Source organism: Bradyrhizobium sp. 187 (genome assembly GCF_023101005.1).
Taxonomy (GTDB): domain Bacteria; phylum Pseudomonadota; class Alphaproteobacteria; order Rhizobiales; family Xanthobacteraceae; genus Bradyrhizobium; species Bradyrhizobium canariense_D.
In genome coordinates, this window is sequence record NZ_CP064693.1 from 2,181,530 (window position 1) to 2,200,535 (window position 19,006).

The following is a 19,006-nucleotide window of genomic DNA, read 5'->3' on the forward strand; positions in this document are numbered from 1 at the left end:
CATAGAGCGGCTTCCGGATTTGCGCATCAGCCCGAAGATCGTTCGCGCGCTGCAAAACGGATGGCGCGGGCCTTCGCGCTCTTTCCCGCCGCACGCGCGGCGATCATGCTGCGTGCCTTGCCGTGGGTGTTCTTCCGGATCAGAGACGCGAGCCGCTTGCGTGCGTGGCTGGCGGTCAATCGCGCCGCCAGTTGCTCGGCCTTGCGAATGATGGTGGCGACCGAGGGCGTCAGGTTCACCGGAACCCAGGCGACGTCCTTCGTCTTGGACAGGCTGCCGATGCCCTCGCAGGGTGCTTCGCGCGGCAGGTCGATCCGGATCGCGAGGGCTTCCGCGCGTTCGGTCCAGTCCTCGGCCCTGGTGCCGGTGATGATGCGGACATAGTCGCGTGTCTCACGCGGCAGCTCGCTCTCTTTGGCGAGCCATTTCTGGATTCGGCCGGGACCTGCGTTGTAGGCGGCTGCGGCAAGGCCGAGATTGCCGAAATCGTCGCGCAGCTTGCGCAGGAACTTGGCCGATGCCGGCAGCGCCTTCATCGCATCGAACGGATCATCTAGCCCGACCTCCGCTGCCGTTTCCGGCATGAACTGCGCGACGCCCTGCGCGCCGGCCTGGCTGACCTCGTTGGACTTGAAGCGGCTCTCCTGCCAGATCAAACGCGCGAAGAACGGCACGGGAATGCCGCTGGCTTCGGCAGCTCCGCGAAGCGCGTGGCAGAAGCGTTCCGTCGGCGAAACCGGCGCCTGCGCGACGGGTTCGACCGTATCCGGCGGCTCGGGGGTCTCCTCATAGGCCGCACGCGCATTGGCGAGCTCGAGGGCCTGCACGCTTGCAAGGAACAGCTCGACCACCGGAACAAGTGACGAGGCCTGAGTGTTTTGAAGAACGGCGTGATCGAAAGCTGATGGTTGGCGGGACGCCGACGGATCGAAGTCGCACATCAGAATCATGAACGCGGCGCACGCCGCGACGACAAATCGCATTGCTGGAGCAACCTCGAACTGTGGGTGAACGGCCAGCGATGCGCCGGCGATAAGGAGTTATTAACCGAGCGATTGCGGCAAAGCTGCGGTCTCGTCGGTTCCCACGGTGTTACTACGGTGTTCCCGCCGGAAACTCTTTGCTCCGCGAATTTGCGGGGGCGTTGGCGAATGGGGACGAGCGAGATGATGCGGTGGATGCTTGGCGCGGTGATTTCGCTGGCGGCGATCTCTTCGGCGCTTGCGGGCAATCTCGATGCGGCAGCGGTAAACGATGCTGCGCGTCCCGCAAAGCAACCTGCTAGCGACAAGCTCAACGCCGCGATCGTGAAGCTTCAGATTCTGCTCGACCGTGCGCGGTTCTCGCCCGGGGAGATCGACGGCAAGCTCGGAGAGAACGCGCAGAAGGCACTGAAAGCATTCGCCGAGCAGAACGGCGTTGCATGGGATAAAACGATCGCGCCCGAGCTTTGGGACAAGTTGAACGCCGCGAGCGAAGGCGCCGTCCTCGTCGAATACAAGATCACGGACGCGGATGTGAAGGGCCCGTTTCTGAAGGAGCTGCCCGGCAAGCTTGATGACATGAAGCCGCTGAAGGCGCTGAGCTACACCAGCCCGCTCGAAGGGCTTGCCGAGAAATTCCACATGAGCGCCGATCTGCTCAAGGCGCTCAACCCGGACAAGGCCTTCGACAAGGTGGGAGCGACCATCGTCGTTGCAAACGTTCCGGCGCGGCGAGAGCTTCCGAACATCGCGCGGCTCGACGTCGACAAAAGGAACGGGACGCTGAAAGCATTCGACCAGGGCGCCACCCTGATCGCGTTCTATCCCGCGTCAATCGGAAGTCCGGATCGTCCGACGCCGAGCGGTACGCTCAAGGTCACCAGCACCCACGAGAATCCGGTTTATCACTACAACCCTGACTACAAGTTCAGAAGCGTCAAATCGAAACAGCCGTTCGATGTTCAGCCGGGCCCGAACAATCCGGTGGGAGCATACTGGATCGGCTTGTCCGCACAGGGGTACGGCATCCACGGAACGGCGGAGCCCGACAGGGTCAGCAAGTCCGCGTCGCATGGCTGCGTCAGGTTGACCAATTGGGACGTGCGCGCGCTGGGCGAGCACGTCAAGCGCGGCACACCGGTGGTCTTTCTGGATGCGCCGACGGACTCCTCGTCCGAGCAGCGGCGGAAGTCCGGCGGTAGGCGCGCCTCGAACTAGTCTTTGGGAAAGTCCTTGCGCATCGCGATTTCGGCGGCATCACCGGGCGACAGCACGGTCTGGTCGAACGCTGCTTGCCCTCGTCATGATATCGTAGAGCGAGATGCCCTTGATGGCTTGCCCATGAGCTCGCGGACGCAGTCGGCGAGCGTGCCGTTGTAGACGGGATAGGGCGGACCTCGATCCTTTTGCCTCTGGCCCTTCAGCGACGGTCACTTCTTCAGTTCGGCCGGCGCGTCATAGGCGATCGGCGATTTCTCTTTGAACATGCGCTTGGCCCTGAAGGCGCGGGTAGCCCCGAAGCCTGGGGCCGCCCTGTAGACGCTCGTTGAAGAATTAGTTCAAATCAGCCGGCAACAAAGGCGAGCAGGGTGCCGTTCGCCTTGGCCGGCGGCACGCAGATCGCAGGTCCGCTGCGCACGGCTGCCGAACCAAGCGCCTTGTCGGTGGCAGCGAGATCGCCGCTGACAAGCACCAGGGCAGCGCCACCGCGTTCGGAAAGACCCGCGAGCGGCACGCCGGGATAACGTTTGCCGAGCTGCTCCAGCGTCAAGTAAACGAAATCGGCACGATCGCCACCGGAGGGCACGGTCACTGCGCCGTCGGCTTCAGCCTTCGGCTCGCGGTCGATCAGCTGTCCCAGATCCGCGGCTTCCTTCGCGGGCTCGGGCGTCGCGATCAATGTCTGCTTGATCCGCTTGGCCGCATTGGCGTGCTTCATCAGCTCGGGAATCCACACCGTCTCTGGCGTCTTGTGCTGGCAGGCAAAAATACGCACGCCGCCGGGCGCTTCTGCGGTCGGCCACATGAAGGTGCGGAATTTCGCCGCCGAGATCGTGCCATCAGGCAGCGTCACGGGCCGTTCGAAATCGGTCGGGCCGATCGGCTCCAGGCCACGCGCGCGGATTTCCTCCGCGCCGGCGGTGGAATCGACCGCTGTGAAGGCGATGCGCTCGATGCCTTCGCCGCGCTGGTCGAGGAAGGCACGCGCCGGCGCGTTGTGCTCGGTCGCCGCGAGCACGCCGAGCAGCTCCATATAATCCGGGTCGAACATGATCGTGTAGTTGCCGGTGCCCATATGTGCGCTGTGGGTGCCGCGCGGCGAGATGGTGAAGCCGAGCTGCCGGTAGTTTTCGGCGGCTTTGTCGAGGTCCTGCACCATGACCACGGCGTGGTCGATACCGATGACGTTCTTGAGGGCCACTGTTCTTTCCCCGAGTGCAAACTGACTGGACCGCCGTCGGCGGCCGCAAATCCTGTCTACGCCGGATAGGCGGTCAAGTCATTTTCAAATCGGTGGGACATGCGGAAATTTCATTCCGTGAAGCGCGATATCTGACACTTGATGGCGTCAGCGCGCCTGCTCGATATAGGCGGCGAGGATGGCGCGCTCCTCGCTGGTCATTTCGGTGATGTTGCCCGGCGGCATTGCATTGGACCAGGCGGCGACGCGGCCGATCAGGCGGATGTTGCGATGGATGTGCTCGGGCGCGTCCAGCAATATGCCCTTCGGCGCGGTGACGATGCCGGCCCAGACCGGTTCGGCGGCATGGCACATGCTGCAGCGGGACATCACGATCTCCTCGACATTGGCAAGCGTCGGCTGCGCCGACAGCGCGCTTGTCTTGACCTCGCGCGGGCCGGCCGCCGAGAGGAACAGGATCGCGATCACGCCGACCGCTGCGACGCCCCACACCCACCACGGCGATTTGCGCCCGGCGTGCCGCTCGTTGAAGAAATGGCGGATCACGGGGCCGAGCGCCAGGATGATTGCGACGATGATCCAGTTGAAGCGGGTGGCATAGAGCAGGGGATAGTGGTTGCTGATCATCAGCACGACGACAGGCAGCGTCAGATAGTTGTTGTGGACCGAGCGCTCCTTGCTGGTCTTGCCGAGCTTCGGATCGGGCGCCTGCCCTGCGAGAAGGGCGGCTACGATCTTCTTCTGGTTCGGGATGATCAGCGCGAAGACGTTGGCAACCATGATGGTGCCGATGATCGCCCCGATCTGGTTGAAGGCACCGCGCCCGCTCAGCACGTGGGTGAAAGCATAGGTCAACGCGACCAGGAACAGATAGCCGCCGATCGCGAAGGGCAGCTCGCGCTGCGCCAGCCCGGTACGGCAGGCGCCTTCATAGAGCAGCCACGCCAGCGCGAGGCTGCAGAGGCTGAACAGGCCGGCCTGGAATGGCGTGAGATCGAGGATCGACTTGTCGACCAGGAACAAATCGGCCTCGAGATAATACACCACCACCATCAGCGCGAAGCCGGACAGCCAAGTGGTGTAGGCCTCCCATTTGAACCACGTCAGCTCGTCCGGCATCTGGGCGGGCGCGACCAGATATTTCATGATCCGGTAGAAGCCGCCGCCATGGACCTGCCAGGCCTCGCCTTGCACGCCGTCCGGCAGATCGCGCCTGGGCCTAAGGCTGAGGTCGAGGGCGATGAAATAGAAGGAACTGCCGATCCAGGCGATCGCGGCGACCACGTGTAGCCAGCGGAGCAGCAGGCTCGCCCATTCCGATATGATGGATCCCCACATGATCACCCCAACAGGTGCGACCCCAATGCCGCAGCCTTGATGACCGCAACCGGCGGTCCCGCCCTTACAATGTGTCGCACCGATCAGCCGTATTTTCCAGTACGATGGGCTGCGGCTGTTGCACATCGTGCGGGCATGAGCTGACGTGGGATTCGGCAGGCATTTGACCTGTCGCAGAACGTTTGCGCGTCGATCGGCGTTGAAGCGCAATACGTGAAGGCCGGGAGGAAACGATTTGAAGAACAGGATTTCATTCGCGGCGATGTCCGCGGGATGGCTGGCCGCGGTCGCGACCTGCGCACAGGCTGAGGCGGTGCTGCAAGGCAAGGACGCCTACGGCGATTGGCAGGCCGACAAGCCCGGCACGGTCAGGTTGATCCGGCCGCAGGATCTGGTCAGGCCCGGCGCCACGCGGTCGGTTGCGAGTTCGTCGCGCGTGGTGCCGCGCCCGCCGGAGGGGGCGCTTCAGGTCCCGGCCGGCTTCAAGATCGAGCTGTTCGCAGAGGGCCTGCGCGCCCCGCGCATCGTGCGCGTGGCGCCGAACGGCGATGTCTTCGTCGCCGAGACGCGCGCGGGCAACATCCGCGTGTTGCGCGCCGGCGATGGCGGCAAGGCCGCGACCAACGAGGTGTTCGCTGCCGGAATGAGGCAGCCGTTCGGCATCGCCTTCTTCCCGAACGGCGACAATCCGCAATGGGTCTACGTCGCCAACACCGACAGCGTCGTCCGCTTTCCCTATCAGGCCGGCGATCTCAAGGCGGGTGGCAAGGCGGAGACGATTGTCGCGAGCCTGCCGCATGACGGCGGTCATTCCACCCGCGACGTCGTCTTCACGCCCGACAGCAAGCGCATGCTGGTGTCGGTCGGCTCGCTCAGCAACGTCGCCGAGGGCATGGGCACGCCGCCGGGTGGCGTGGAAGCCTGGTCGAAAGCGCAACCGCTCGGTGCGGCCTGGGCCAGCGAGACCGAACGCGCCACCGTGCTCGCCTTCACCCCCGAGGGCAAGGAGCGGAAGATCTACGCCAGCGGCATCCGCAACTGCGTCGGACTTGCGATCCAGCCGCAGACCGGGCTGCCCTGGTGCTCGACCAACGAACGCGACGGGCTCGGCGACGATCTCGTGCCTGACTACGTCACCAGCGTGAAGGAAGGCGCGTTCTACGGCTGGCCGTGGTTCTATATCGGCGGCAACGAAGACCCGCGTCACGCCGGAGCGCGGCCGGACCTCAAGGGCAAGGTGACGGTGCCCGATGTGCTGGTGCAGCCGCACTCGGCCTCGCTGGGCATGACCTTCTATCAGGGCACGCAGTTTCCGTCAGAGTATCAGGGCGATGCTTTCGCGGCCGAGCACGGCTCGTGGAACCGGTCGAAGCGCACCGGCTACAAGGTGATCCGCATCCGGATGAAGGACGGCAAGCCGACCGGCGAGTATGAGGATTTCGTCACGGGATTCGTGGTGAGCGACACCGAGGTGTGGGGGCGGCCCGTCGGTGTTGCCGTGGCGAAGGACGGATCGCTGCTGGTGTCGGAGGACGGCAACGGGACGATCTGGCGGGTGACAAGCGTGCCGCGATGAAGGTGTACCCTCGCCCCTTGCGGGAGAGGGTGGCTCGCCGCGCAGCGGCGGGACGAGTGAGGTTCTATCGGCGAACTCCTCTGCGTGTGCGGAGAGAAACCCCTCATCCGGCGCCTCGCGCCACCTTCTCCCGCAAGGGGAGAAGGAAGAGCAGCGTGCTTAGGATGTCTACCCCCGTCTCACACTCGCTCCGCCATCCACCGGCAACGTCACACCGGTGATGAAATTCGCCTCGTCCGAGGCCAGGAACAGCGCGGCATTCGCGACGTCCCACCCCGTGCCCATCTTCTTGCGCAGCGGCACCTTGCTGTCGCGCTCGGCTTCGACTTCGGCGCGGGTCTTGTGCCATTCGCGGGCCCGGGTGTCGACGGCCATCGGCGTGTTCATCAGGCCCGGCAGGATGACGTTGGCGCGGATGCCGTATTCCGCATTCTGGTAGGCGAGCTGTTCGGTGAAGGCGATCATCGCCGATTTCGTCGCCTTGTAGGCGACGTAAGGGTAGGTGGTGATCGCCGCCATCGAGGAGATGTTGATGATCACGCCGCTTCCTTGCGCGCGCATGATCGGGATCACCTCTTTCGCCGCCAGAATGCAGCTCTTCAGATTGATCGCGACGACGCGGTCGAACGCCTCCTCGGTGATTTGCAGCAGCTCGGCGTCGCCGCCGGACAGGCTGACGCCCACATTGTTGTGCAGCACGTCGATCCGGCCCCAGCGCGCCTGTGCCTCCGCGACCATTGCCTTGATGTCGGCAGACTTTGTGACGTCGGCCCTGAACGCCGCTGCCGTGCCATGCTGCGCGGCGATCATGGCGGCGGTTTCCTCGGCTGATTCCAGATGATGATCGACGCACAACACCTTGGCGCCCTCGCGCGCGAAGGTCAGCGCCGTGGCGCGGCCGTTGCCCATGCCTTCGCCCGGGCTCTGCCCGGCGCCCACAACGACCGCAACCTTGTCCTTCAAGCGCATGTTAGTTCACTCCCGGAATCGGGTACTGCTGGAGTACCTCTTTGTAATATGGCTCGTTGTCGATCTTCATGGTGGCGAGCACGCGCACCACGCCGCAATAGAAGGCGATGGTCAGCACGAGGTCGACCATATGTTCGTCCGAGAGATGCTGCTTGATCTCGGCAAAGGTCACATCCGAGATCGCGAGTTCGCGTACCATCTCGCGGGCACCTTTCAGGATCGCCTTGGCCTGTGGCTCGAGCGTCGAGGGCTTGCCCTCGGTCTCAGCCATCAGGCCGGCGATGTCATCATCGGTGACGCCGAACTCTCTGCCGATCTTCACGTGATGAGTGAACTCGTATTCCGACTTCTCCATCCAGCCGACCTGGAGGATTGCAAGCTCCCGCAGGCGCGGGTCGAGCTTGCTCTTGAAGCGGATGTAGCCGCCGATGCCGTTGAAGGCGCGCGCCATATCCGGCGAATTGATCAGCAGCTTGTGCAGATTGGTGTTGCGCTTGAGCATGTCGCGATATTCGGGCGCGACCTGGTCGGCCTCGAGATAGGGCAGGCGAGCCATCCCTGATGTTCCTTTCAGTGTTCTTGTGATTCACGTTCGGCGGCTTGTAGCGTCACGCCGCCGTCGACCACCAGCACCTGGCCGGTGATGTAGCGCGCAAAATTGCTGAGCAGGAATTTGACGGCATGGCCGACGTCCCAGCCGGTGCCTTCCGTTTTCAGCAAGGATGCCTTTTCCCGCTGGGCGCGGGCCTGCTCACTCATGCCGCGGGCATAGACCATCGGCGTGTACATCGGCCCGGGACAGATGCAGTTGACGCGGATGTTGTCGCGGCCGTGATCGACCGCCATCGCGCGGGTGAGACCGATGATGGCGGCCTTCGAGGTCGTATAGCTCGTGAGCCCGCGTGGCCGCAGCGCCGAGATCGAGGAGATGTTGACGATCGCACCGCCCTGCGCGGTCCGGATCATCGCAGGGATCGCGTGCTTGGAGAGCAGGAACATGCTTTCGACATTGACCTGCATGACGCGGCGATATTGCTCGGGCGCTTCGTCGACCACGCTGCCGCGGCTCCCGATGCCGACATTGTTGTCGAGGAAATCGAGCCGGCCCCAGCGGTCGAGCGCGGCTTCGACCAGTGTCTTGCAATCGCTCTCGCTGGTGACGTCACCGCCATGCGCCGCGGCCGTGCCACCTTCGGCTGCGATCATCTCCACGGTGCGTTCGGCGAGCTTGAGGTCGCGATCGGCCACCAGCACTTTGGCGCTGGCGCGAGCCAGTAGAAGTGCGGCGGCGCGGCCGTTGCCTATGCCGTCGCCCGCAGCACCCCCGCCGCTGACCAGCGCCACCTTGCCGGCGAGACCGGGATCGTCCTCGGGCCCCTGCATGTCGTTTCATCCCAAATATTTTCGTGCAGTCTAGCAATCGCGCGGAGCGGCGAGAAGGGCCGGCTCCCGCTTTCATGTCATTGACATCGCATGGAATTGCATGCCGCCGCGCGAGAAGGGCGAACGATCGACCGCGCCGTTAGGAACCGATCTCACGCAATCGCGTTTGTTGCGGAGCCTTTCCCGCGCTAGGCTCTGCCCCGGGGCTTTCCAACCGTCATTGGCCTGCCGATGAATCTGCTCGATCCACAAGGGCCTGTGGCTGCGGCCAACAGCACCATCCTGGTCGATTCCGTCTTCATCATGCTCGCGATCGTGGTGCCGACCATTTTCGCGATTTTGGCCTTTGCGTTCTGGTTTCGCGCCTCGAATCCCAAAGCAAAGTTTCAGCCCGACTTCGTCTATTCCGGGCGCGTCGAGATGGTGGTGTGGGCGATCCCCGCGCTCACCGTGATCCTGCTCGGCGGCGTCGCCTGGATCGGCTCGCACCAGCTCGATCCCGCGGCACCCGTGCCCGGCACCGGCAGCCCGGTTCGCATCCAGGCCGTCTCGCTCGATTGGAAATGGCTCTTCATCTATCCGGACCAGCGCATCGCCACCGTCAATACGCTGACGGTGCCGGCAGGCGCCGAGCTGAATTTCCAGCTGACGTCCTCGAGCGTGATGAACACCTTCTTCATCCCGCAGCTCGGCAGCATGATCTACACCATGAACGGCATGGTGACGAAGCTGAACCTACGCGCCGACAACGAAGGCAAGCTGCAGGGACTGTCGGCGCATTTTTCCGGCGACGGATTTCCGGACATGATGTTCGACGTCAACGCGGTCTCGCCGCTCGCCTTTCCGGACTGGGTCGCGACCACGGCGAAGAGCGATGCTGTCCTCAATGAGGACAGCTACAAGAAGCTGATGCAGCAGGGCGTCGAAAAGGGCAGGCCAAGCTACAGGCTCGACGATCCCCGACTGTTCGACCTGATCGCGACCCAGCACATTCCGCCGGGACCGGGGCCGGAGCTCGCATCCGAAGCAGGCCGGTCGCACAGTGGAGGCCATGATGCTAGGTAAGCTCGATTGGTCGGCCATTCCGTTCGATCAGCCGATACCGCTGATCGCAGGCGCCGTGGTGTTGGTCGGGATTCTCGGCGTGCTGGCCTGGGTCGTGGTGAAGGGGCATCTGCCCTATCTCTGGCACGAGTGGATCACCAGCGTCGACCACAAGCGGATCGGCGTGATGTACATCCTGCTGGCCTCGGTGATGCTGCTGCGCGGCGGCAGCGACGCCATCATGATGCGGATTCAGCAGGCGGTCGCCTACCAGTCGCAAGGCTATCTGCCGCCGGAGCACTACAACCAGATATTCTCCGCGCACGGCACCATCATGATCTTTTTCGTGGCGATGCCGTTCGTGATCGGACTGATGAATCTCATCGTGCCGCTCCAGCTTGGCGTACGAGATGTCGCTTTCCCGACGCTCAATTCGGTCGGCTTCTGGCTGACCGCGACCGGTGCGCTGCTGGTCAATCTCTCGCTTGTGATCGGCGAGTTCGCCCGCACCGGCTGGCTCGCCTTTCCGCCGCTGTCGGAACTGTCCTACTCGCCGGGCGTCGGCGTCGATTATTACGCATGGTCGCTGCAGATCTCCGGCGTCGGCACGTTGGTGGCCGGCATCAATCTCGTGACGACGGTGCTAAAGCTGCGCACCAAAGGCATGAACTATCTGCGCATGCCGATGTTCTGCTGGACCACACTGGCCTCGAACCTCCTGATCGTCGCGGCTTTCCCGATCTTGACCGCCACCCTCGCGATGCTGCTGCTCGACCGCTATCTCGGCTTCCACTTCTTTACCAATGAGGCCGGCGGCAATGTCATGATGTTCATGAACCTGATCTGGGCCTGGGGACATCCCGAGGTCTACATCCTAGTTCTGCCGGCCTTCGGCATCTTCTCCGAGGTGGTCTCGACCTTCTCCGGCAAGGCGCTGTTTGGCTATCGCTCGATGGTGCTGGCGACCATGGCGATCTGCGTCATCTCCTTCATGGTCTGGCTGCATCACTTCTTCACGATGGGAGCGGGTCCCGACGTCAACGCTATCTTCGGCATTGCCAGCATGATCATCGCGATACCGACGGGAGTGAAGATCTACAACTGGCTGTTCACGATGTATGGCGGACGCATCCGCTTCGAGACGCCGATGCTGTGGTCGATAGGCTTCATGGTCACCTTCATCATCGGCGGATTGACGGGCGTGCTGGTCGCGGTGCCGCCGGCCGATTTCATTCTCCACAACAGCATGTTTCTGGTCGCGCACTTCCACAACGTCATCATCGGCGGCGTGCTGTTCGGCGCCTTCGCCGGCTTCGAGTACTGGTTCCCGAAGGCGTTCGGCTTTCGCCTCAACGACCGCTGGGGCAAGCTCGCATTCTGGTTCACTTTCCTCGGCTTCTACGTCACCTTCATCCCGCTCTACGTCGCCGGCATGCTGGGCATGACGCGGCGCATGCAGCACTATGACGTCGCGGCGTGGCGGCCATGGATGCTGGTTGCAGCGGTCGGCATGGCCGTGCTGACGATCGGCGTGATCTGCCAGATCGTGCAGCTCGTGGTCAGCATCCGCAACCGCGAGGCCCTGCGCGACCGCACTGGCGATCCCTGGGACGGCCGCTCGCTGGAATGGGCGACGTCGTCGCCGCCACCCGTTTTCAACTTCGCTTTCAATCCCGATGTGCGCGGCGAGGATGCCTATTGGGACATGAAGGCTCATGCCAAGCAGCAATCGCTCGATCATGATGCGCCCGAGTATCATGACATCGAGATGCCCAGGAACTCGCCGACCGGGTTCGTCTGCGCGTTCTTCGCCACCGTCATGGGCTTTGCGCTGATCTGGCACATCTGGTGGATGGTGATTTTGGGCGGTATCGGAGCGTTCGCGACATTCGTCGTGTTCGCCTGGCGCGACCATGACGAATACGTCATTCCGGCCGAGGAGGTCGCGGCGATAGACCGCGTCAACCTCGAGGAGCGGCGCAGCCTCGTCAGCATGGCGGGGACAGTCTGATGTCAATGACCGCGACCGCCGGCCGAGCGCACGCCGATCCCCATCACATCGGCCTCGTTATCGAGCATCCCGGGCCGGCGCCGAAGCGCATCGTGACCGCCTATGGCTTCTGGATCTTCCTGCTCTCCGACATCGTGATGTTCTCCTGCTTCTTTGCGGCCTACGCGGTGCTGGCCGACCAGACCGCCGGCGGCCCGAAGGGTTCGGAGATATTCGAGCCGCGAAACGTCGCGATCGAGACGGTCTGCCTGCTGCTGTCAAGCTTCACGTGTGGCATGGCGAGCATCGCGGCCGATGTGCGCAACCGGCTGTGGTTCTATCTCGGGATGGCCGTGACGTGTTTGCTCGGCCTCATCTTTCTGGTCATTGAGTTTCGCGAATTCGCTGATCTCGTTGCCCGCGGCTATGGCCCATCGCGCAGCGCTTTCCTGACCTCGTTCTTCTCCCTCGTCGGCTGCCATGGCCTCCACGTCTCCGCCGGCATATTGTGGCTGCTCACCATGATGGCCCAGGTCTTCGCAAAGGGTTTTCGTGCCGACGTGCTGCGCCGGATGATGTGCTTTGCGCTGTTCTGGCACGCGCTCGACATTGTCTGGGTCGGAGTTTTCTCCGTCGTCTATTTGCTTGGGAGTGGCGTATGAGCGATCAGACGCATATGCCGGCCGGCCATGATCTTGCGCCGGGCGATGAGGAGCAACACAGTGTCGGGACGCGCATCCTCGGCTACGTGGTCGGTCTTGTTCTCGCGTTGCTGCTGACGGCGACGTCGTTCTTCATCGCGGGCACGGATCTGGTCTGGCAGCCTTCGATTCCCGTCGCGCTGATCGTGCTGGCGATCGCGCAAATGGGCGTGCATCTCGTGTTCTTCCTGCACATCACCACCGGCCCCGATAATACCAACAACGTGCTGGCGCTCGCCTTCGGGCTGCTGGTGGTGTTCCTGGTGGTCGGTGGCACCGTCTGGATCATGGCGCATCTGAACGCGAACATGCCGGCCATGGATCAGATCATGCCGATGCGCCGCTAGCGCATTGTGCAAAAAAGAAGAGCCGCTTGTTGTGACAAGCGGCCCAAGTCTAGGGAGGAAACGCCCGAGCAAAGCAATCGGGCCGGAGCCGGATTGCCGCTAAAGAAACGCTCGCGCAAAGCGCTCGCGTACGCTTACAAATGCAGCAACTCCCGATAGAGTTCAATTCCGGATGAATACTGTCTTCGGCTGCCGCTCACGGCTGCGTGATGAGCTTCGCTATTTTGGCCGCCGGCAATTGTAGGCCTTGCGGAAGCCCGCAGCCTGGGCGTCGTCCTCCGAGCAGAACCAGCGGTCCGGTTTGGTGGTCGCGGGGTAGCTCGGGCAGCCCCGTAAATGGTAGATGCCGATATTGCCGGTCACGCGCGCGCGCACCGCAAGCTTGCCCTTGATGCCACAGCTCGGCGGCATCGTCAGATCCTCGGGAAACAACACCGCGCGAATCTCCTTGTCGCGGTCGGCGCGGCAGGCGGCGCCCAGGAGCGCGCCGTCCTTCTTGCCGGTGCGGAATTCTTGCGGTGCAACAAAGCAGCCCTTCCAAATTCCGGCCGAGGTTGATTTCGCATCGGCCGCGGCCGACTTGACGTTCGCCTTGACCGGCTCGCGGGCGATGGCATAGCCCAGCTTGACGAGCTGCTCGTTCAAGCTGGTCTTGTCGCCTTCGGCCGTGCAGATCGCGCGGTGCCGCTTGCCAAAACTCTTTTCCGGTCCGACATCGTCGCAACGCACCGATCGCTTGCCAATCAGCTTGGCGAGCTGGTCGCGGGCCTCGATCCCGCAGGTCCAGGGATCGGCGTGATCGTCGATGCAGACCTGATCCAGCTCGGGTGCGTCGATGCCCTCGAGGCGGTAGGTGACGTCGCCGAGCTGAACGGCGTTGCCGTCGCGGACCGTCGCGGTGGCCGTCAACGCGGAGCCGGGGCCGGTGGTGCCCAGAAATCCGGACAGGGCGAGAAAGCAAACGAACGCAAAAGCGCGGGCGTTGGCAAAGGATTTTCGGAAGGACATAAGGTCTCGCTATCGATGGCTCGTGCGCCTTGTTCCTAGCATCCGGATGTGGCGATACCAATGGTCTGCGCCCCGCGAAGTGCGACATTCCGGCCTCGTGGCTTTACTCGGCCGCAGCTCTGATCCTATCGTTCGCCGGCCTCGCGGAGCGGAGGCCGAATCGCCCGGGAAGCGGCGAAGGGAGGAAAAATTTGTGATGAATGACCCTGTGGACGTCCTGATCATCGGCGCCGGCGCTTCAGGCGCGGCGGTGGCATGGTCGCTGGCCGAGACCAAGATGCATATTCTCTGCCTGGAGCAGGGCGGCTGGATGAACCCGGCGGAATATCCCAGCACGGGCCGGGACTGGGAGGCCAAATTCTACGGCGAGTGGTCGTCAAGCCCCAACGTCCGCGGCCGGCCCGAGGACTATCCGATCAACGACGACAATTCGCCGATCAAGGTCGTCAACTACAATGCGGTCGGTGGCTCGACGGTGATGTACACCGCGCACTGGCCGCGGCTGCATCCCTCCGATTTCAAGGTGAGGACGCTCGACGGCGTCGCCGACGACTGGCCGATCGATTACGACGCGCTGACCCCGTTCTTCGAAGAGAACGACCGGATGATGGGCACGTCTGGCCTGTCGGGCGACCCGCTCTCGCCGCTGACGCATCCGCCGATGCCGCCACAGCCGATGGGATTGTCGGGTGCGATCATCGGCAAGACCATGAACAAGCTTGGCTGGCACTGGTGGCCGTCGGATACGACGGTCGCGACCATGGACTACGAGGGCCGCGCGCGCTGCATCAATCTCGGCCATTGCACGCCGGCCTGCGCGCAAGGCGCCAAATCCTCGACCGACATCACCTATTGGCCGCATGCGGTCCGCGCCGGTGTCGAGCTGCGTACGCACTGCCGTGTGCGCGAGATTACCACCGACGAGAGCGGCATGGCCACCGGCGTGGTCTATTACGACAAGGACGGCGTCGAGCAGTTTCAGCCGGCGCATGTCGTTATCGTCGCCTGCAACGGAGTCGGCACGCCGCGGCTGCTGCTGAATTCGGCATCGAACCGCTTTCCGAACGGGCTTGCCAATTCGTCCGGACTCGTCGGCAAGAACCTGATGTTCCATCCCTATGCGCAGATCTACGGCTATGTGAAGGAGCCGACCGATAGCAACCGCGCGCCGCCGACCTGCCTGTGGAGCAAGGAATGGTATGACACGGACCTGTCGCGCGGCTTCGTGCGCGGCTATGGCGTTCAGTTCGTGCGCGGCGCGGGGCCGGTGTTCGAGGCTGTCGTCAGCGAGCAGAAGGGCATTCTGCCGTGGGGCGCCGATCATCACCGCGTCTTCCGCAAGCTCAACGGCCACCGGATCGGGTTTTCCGCGATCTGCGAGGACCTGCCGGAGGAGCATAACCAGGTCACGCTCGATCCGGTCTTGAAGGACGGTCACGGCATTCCCGCGCCGAAGATCAATTACACGATCAGCGAGAACAGCCGGAAGATGATGGAGCATGCGCTGGCGCGGGGCCGGGAGATTCTCGAAACCGCTGGGGCGAGCGACATCTGCGTCAACTCGCCGATCTCCTGGGGCGGCTGGCACCTGCTCGGCACGGCACGCATGGGCACCGACCCCGACCGCTCCGTAGTCAACGAATGGGGCCGCGCGCACGACGTCAAAAACCTCTTCATCGTCGACGGCAGCATCTTCGTTACCTCGGGCGGGGTCAATCCAACGTCCACCATCCAGGCCCTCGCGCTCTACATCGCCGACCAGATGAAGCAGCGCCTCGCCAATCTCTTCGACTGAGGCCATCATGTCCGCAGACAACCAACTGACACGCGCCCAGCGCGACGACCTCCGAGCCATCGCCGCGATGATCGTTCCCGCCAGCGAAGAGTACAAGGTGCCCGGCGCCGACGATCCCGCGATCCAGGCTGACATGCTGGCGACGTTGGGACGGGACAGCAAACTGGTGGTGGCGGCGCTCGACCATCTGGCGCGGCTTGCTGGCCAACCGTTGGCCGAGCTCGATGCTGCCAGGCGCGATGCGGTGGCGCAGGAGTTTCGCAGGCATGGCGGCCCGGCTGCCGCGACGCTCGTCCGTGTGGTGCTGCAATGCTACTACCGCGACGACCGTGTGCTGGGCTCGCTCGGGATCGAGCCGCGCGCACCTTTTCCCAAGGGCCATGTGCTGCCGGATGGCGACTGGTCGCTGCTCGACCCGGTCAAGGCAAGGGCCGGCACGCTGCGACGGGCGCCCTAGCCACCTGGGCAGTCCAGCCTTGCGCGCCGGACGGATCCCTTGCGCCTCACGGAGCAGGCCACCATCTGTGTGAGCCTCAAGGACTGTTGCCATGCTGGATTTTACTTCAGACATTGCCGATGACGGATCGTCATCGCGAGCGACAGCGGCTGTCCCGGGCAACGACCGGGCCCTGCTGGACGCCTATTCCAATGCCGTGATCGACGTGACCGACCGCGTTGGTCCCGCCGTCGTGCGCGTCGAGACCGGGCCAAAGGTGCCGAACGGCCGCGAGCGCGGCGGGCTCGGCTCGGGCATCGTGATCTCGCCGGACGGGCTCGTTCTCACCAATAGCCACGTGGTCGGCTCGTCGAAGGAGATCCGGCTGCGCGACGTCGAGGGCCATGTCGGCGACGCCCGGGTGCTCGGCGTCGATCCCGACACTGACCTTGCGCTGCTTCGCGCCAATGGCGTGCGGGACTTGCCCTATGCGGCGCTCGGCAACTCCAAGACCTTGCGGCGGGGCCAGCTCGTGATCGCGATCGGCAATCCGCTCGGCTTTGAATCGACCGTCACCGCCGGCGTGGTCTCGGCGCTCGGGCGTTCGATCCGCTCGGTCAGTGGCCGCACCATCGAGGACGTGATCCAGACCGACGCTGCGCTCAACCCCGGCAATTCCGGTGGCCCGCTGGTATCGTCGAATGCCGAGGTGATCGGCATCAACACCGCCATCATTAACGGCGCGCAAGGCATCTGCTTCGCGGTCGCCAGCAACACCGCGCAATTCGTGCTGTCGGAGATCATCCGCCACGGCTATGTCCGTCGCGCCTATATCGGCGTGGCCGGCCAGACCGCGCCGATCCCGCGGCGGCACGCGTTGCTGGCGGGTGTCGAGAACAAGATGGGCGCGCTGCTGGCGCAGATCGAGCCGGACGGGCCGGCGGCGAAGGCGGGCCTGTTGTCCGGCGATGTCGTCATCGGCCTCGACGGCGTCGAGATCAACGGCGTCGACGATCTGATCCGTGTGCTCGACCGCGACCGGATCGGCCGGCGGCTCGCCATGGACGTCCTGCGGCTCGGCCGTCTGCGGGCGATCGATATCGACCCGGTCGAGCGCAAGCCGGCCCGCTAGCGTGTGGGCGCCTAAGCGGGGTATGACGGTGTCATGCCTCGCTTCGGGAACCCCGCCGCATGATGCCGGCGCATGAGACCTACGATGTCATCGTCGTCGGCGCCGGTGCCGGTGGCATGACGGCCGCGGCCGTCGCCGCCGCCGAAGGCCTGCGCGTGTTGGTGATCGAGAAGACCGCTTTCGTCGGCGGCACCACCGCGTGGTCCGATGGCACGGTCTGGATTCCCGCCAATGCCAAGATGGAAGAGGCGGGGCTCTCCGATAGCGTAACGGACGCCGTGCAATATTTGTCGAGCACAGTGCCGGAGCCCGCCAATGCGGGCCTCCGCGCCGCTTTCCTCGCGCGCGGACCGGAGGCGGTCACCTATCTCGAAGCCAACACGCAAGTGCGGCTCCAGCCGGTGGAAGCGTGTCCGGACTATTATCCGGAGCGATTGGGCGCGACGCCGGGCGGGCGCGTGCTCGAGCCGGTCGTCTTCGACGGCACGCGGCTGGGGGCCGCATTCGCGCGGCTGCGCGCGCCGGTGCCGGAGTTCACGCTGTTCGGCGGGATGATGGTCAACCGCCTCGACATCCCGCATTTGCACCGGGCCGGAAGATCGCTGCGCTCGACTCTTCGCGCGGCGCGGCTGGTTTCGGAGCATGCGTGGCAGCGGCTGCGCGGCCCGCGCGGCACGACGCTGCAGCTTGGCAACGCACTCGCCGCACGGCTGTATGCCTCGCTGCTGGCCCGGCAGGTCGAGATCCTCTTCAGTGCGGACGTCGAAGGCCTGTCCACGCAGGGCGAGCGGGTCGGCGGGGTAATTATCCGTCATGGCTCGCGCGATCGCCTGATCGCCGCGCGGCGCGGTGTGGTGCTGGCGACCGGCGGCTTTTCGCACGACGCAACCTTGCGCAAGCGCTTCTTCCCACCCGCTGCCGGATTCATCTCGGCGACCCACCCGTCCGCCACGGGTGACGGGCTCCGCCTCGCGACTGTAACCGGCGCAGCGCTCAACACGGATGCGACGAGCCCGGCCTATTGGGTGCCGGCCTCGCTGTTCCGGCGTGCCGATGGAAGCCGTGGTGTTTTCCCGCATACAGCGACCGACCGCGCCAAGCCCGGCGTGATCGCGGTCAATGCGGCCGGCCGGCGCTTCGCCAACGAGGCGCTGTCCTACCACGAGTTCGTGCTCGCGATGCTGCGTGACGGTGACGGCGAATCGGACCGGCCGTTCTATCTGATCTGCGACGGTCCGTTCCTGTGGAGTTACGGCCTAGGCCGCATCAAGCCGTTCACCCGCAATATCAGACGCTATGTGGCGAGCGGCGAGTTGGTCGAGGCCGCTGATATCGCGCAGGTCGCAGCGAAGATCGGCATCAAGCCGTCGATACTCGCGGCGACGATCGCAAACTACAATTCCGATGCGAAGGACGGCCGCGATCCCGAGTTCGGTCGCGGCAGCACCATCTCTCAGCGACACCTTGGTGATATCAGCCACAAGCCGAACCCTTGCGTCGCGCCCATCCTCTACGCGCCGTTCTTTGCGATGCGGATTTATCCGGCCGATCTCGGCACGGCGATCGGCATGAAGGTGGATGCCCAGGCGCGCGTATTGCGCGAGGACGGCACGCCGGTTGCGGGCCTCTACGCCTGCGGCAACGACATGGGCTCGATCATGAACGGCAATTGTCCCGGGCCGGGGATCGCGTTGGGACCGGCACTGACGTTCGGGTACATCGCAGGAAGGCATCTGGCGGAGGGGAGTGTGGCCGGGGCGAGTGCGGCCACAGCGTTGGTCTAGCCATTTCCACCGCTGTCATGCCCCGCGACCCGGCTACGCCAAGGCTTCGCCGAGGTCGAAGTCTGGGCGCGCCGAAGCTTTAGCGTAGGCGGCAGGCG

17 protein-coding genes are annotated in these 19,006 nt (G+C 64.3%); 10 read left to right on the plus strand and 7 right to left on the minus strand.

Features of this window, described 5'->3' with window-relative positions:
- Positions 1-26: 26 nt before the first annotated feature.
- Positions 27-983, minus strand: coding sequence for a lytic transglycosylase domain-containing protein (locus tag IVB19_RS10365; protein WP_018457183.1), 957 nt, complete (start codon positions 981-983; stop codon positions 27-29).
- A gap of 183 nt (positions 984-1,166) precedes the next feature.
- Here IVB19_RS10365 and IVB19_RS10370 point away from each other — a divergent pair, with 183 nt between their 5' ends.
- Complete coding sequence (locus IVB19_RS10370; protein ID WP_247821380.1) at positions 1,167-2,201, plus strand: L,D-transpeptidase family protein; 1,035 nt, start codon at positions 1,167-1,169, stop codon at positions 2,199-2,201.
- A gap of 346 nt (positions 2,202-2,547) precedes the next feature.
- Here the strand turns inward: IVB19_RS10370 and IVB19_RS10375 are convergent, their stop codons facing one another.
- The gene (locus IVB19_RS10375; RefSeq protein ID WP_018457181.1) at positions 2,548-3,405 is read right to left on the minus strand and encodes a VOC family protein; all 858 of its coding nucleotides are present in this window, start codon (positions 3,403-3,405) and stop codon (positions 2,548-2,550) included.
- A gap of 147 nt (positions 3,406-3,552) precedes the next feature.
- Positions 3,553-4,743, minus strand: a complete 1,191-nt coding sequence (locus IVB19_RS10380; RefSeq protein WP_026233319.1) for a urate hydroxylase PuuD — start codon at positions 4,741-4,743, stop codon at positions 3,553-3,555.
- Positions 4,744-4,978: 235 nt separating this feature from the next.
- Here IVB19_RS10380 and IVB19_RS10385 point away from each other — a divergent pair, with 235 nt between their 5' ends.
- Positions 4,979-6,319, plus strand: a complete 1,341-nt coding sequence (locus tag IVB19_RS10385; RefSeq protein WP_026233318.1) for a PQQ-dependent sugar dehydrogenase — start codon at positions 4,979-4,981, stop codon at positions 6,317-6,319.
- 168 nt (positions 6,320-6,487) lie between these two features.
- On the opposite strand, the gene IVB19_RS10390 is transcribed toward IVB19_RS10385, so the two are convergent.
- The 3 genes from IVB19_RS10390 to IVB19_RS10400 are packed head-to-tail and all read right to left on the minus strand — an operon-like array spanning position 6,488 to position 8,671.
- Positions 6,488-7,288: an SDR family NAD(P)-dependent oxidoreductase gene (locus tag IVB19_RS10390; protein WP_018457178.1), complete on the minus strand. Its 801-nt coding sequence runs from the start codon at positions 7,286-7,288 to the stop codon at positions 6,488-6,490.
- A 1-nt stretch (position 7,289) separates the two neighbouring features.
- A complete protein-coding gene (locus tag IVB19_RS10395; RefSeq protein WP_018457177.1) occupies positions 7,290-7,844 on the minus strand; it encodes a carboxymuconolactone decarboxylase family protein in 555 nt (184 codons plus the stop codon).
- 14 nt (positions 7,845-7,858) lie between these two features.
- A complete protein-coding gene (locus IVB19_RS10400) occupies positions 7,859-8,671 on the minus strand; it encodes an SDR family NAD(P)-dependent oxidoreductase (RefSeq protein ID WP_018457176.1) in 813 nt (270 codons plus the stop codon).
- 231 nt (positions 8,672-8,902) lie between these two features.
- Between IVB19_RS10400 and IVB19_RS10405 the strand changes: the two genes are divergently transcribed.
- The 4 genes from IVB19_RS10405 to cyoD are packed head-to-tail and all read left to right on the plus strand — an operon-like array spanning position 8,903 to position 12,753.
- Positions 8,903-9,736: a cytochrome ubiquinol oxidase subunit II family protein gene (locus tag IVB19_RS10405; RefSeq protein WP_247821382.1), complete on the plus strand. Its 834-nt coding sequence runs from the start codon at positions 8,903-8,905 to the stop codon at positions 9,734-9,736.
- Complete coding sequence (gene cyoB / locus IVB19_RS10410; protein WP_085362444.1) at positions 9,726-11,726, plus strand: cytochrome o ubiquinol oxidase subunit I; 2,001 nt, start codon at positions 9,726-9,728, stop codon at positions 11,724-11,726. Before IVB19_RS10405 ends, cyoB begins: the two co-directional genes overlap by 11 nt.
- A complete protein-coding gene (locus tag IVB19_RS10415) occupies positions 11,726-12,367 on the plus strand; it encodes a cytochrome (ubi)quinol oxidase subunit III (RefSeq protein WP_018457173.1) in 642 nt (213 codons plus the stop codon). Before cyoB ends, IVB19_RS10415 begins: the two co-directional genes overlap by 1 nt.
- Complete coding sequence (cyoD, locus tag IVB19_RS10420) at positions 12,364-12,753, plus strand: cytochrome o ubiquinol oxidase subunit IV (RefSeq protein ID WP_018457172.1); 390 nt, start codon at positions 12,364-12,366, stop codon at positions 12,751-12,753. Before IVB19_RS10415 ends, cyoD begins: the two co-directional genes overlap by 4 nt.
- A 219-nt stretch (positions 12,754-12,972) precedes the next feature.
- Here the strand turns inward: cyoD and IVB19_RS10425 are convergent, their stop codons facing one another.
- The gene (locus IVB19_RS10425; RefSeq protein WP_018457171.1) at positions 12,973-13,761 is read right to left on the minus strand and encodes a thermonuclease family protein; all 789 of its coding nucleotides are present in this window, start codon (positions 13,759-13,761) and stop codon (positions 12,973-12,975) included.
- 196 nt (positions 13,762-13,957) lie between these two features.
- On the opposite strand from IVB19_RS10425, the gene IVB19_RS10430 reads away from it, so the two are divergent.
- The 4 genes from IVB19_RS10430 (at position 13,958) to IVB19_RS10445 (ending at position 18,908) form a co-directional block, all read left to right on the plus strand.
- A complete protein-coding gene (locus IVB19_RS10430) occupies positions 13,958-15,556 on the plus strand; it encodes a GMC family oxidoreductase (protein WP_247363502.1) in 1,599 nt (532 codons plus the stop codon).
- A gap of 7 nt (positions 15,557-15,563) precedes the next feature.
- Positions 15,564-16,013 (plus strand): hypothetical protein, encoded by a 450-nt coding sequence (locus IVB19_RS10435; RefSeq protein WP_018457169.1) that lies wholly within the window; start codon positions 15,564-15,566, stop codon positions 16,011-16,013.
- A gap of 91 nt (positions 16,014-16,104) precedes the next feature.
- Positions 16,105-17,124, plus strand: a complete 1,020-nt coding sequence (locus IVB19_RS10440; RefSeq protein ID WP_018457168.1) for a S1C family serine protease — start codon at positions 16,105-16,107, stop codon at positions 17,122-17,124.
- Between the two features lie 59 nt (positions 17,125-17,183).
- Positions 17,184-18,908 carry an FAD-dependent oxidoreductase gene (locus tag IVB19_RS10445; protein WP_018457167.1) on the plus strand — a complete coding sequence of 575 codons (1,725 nt, stop codon included), beginning with the start codon at positions 17,184-17,186 and terminating at the stop codon, positions 18,906-18,908.
- Positions 18,909-19,006: the final 98 nt, after the last annotated feature.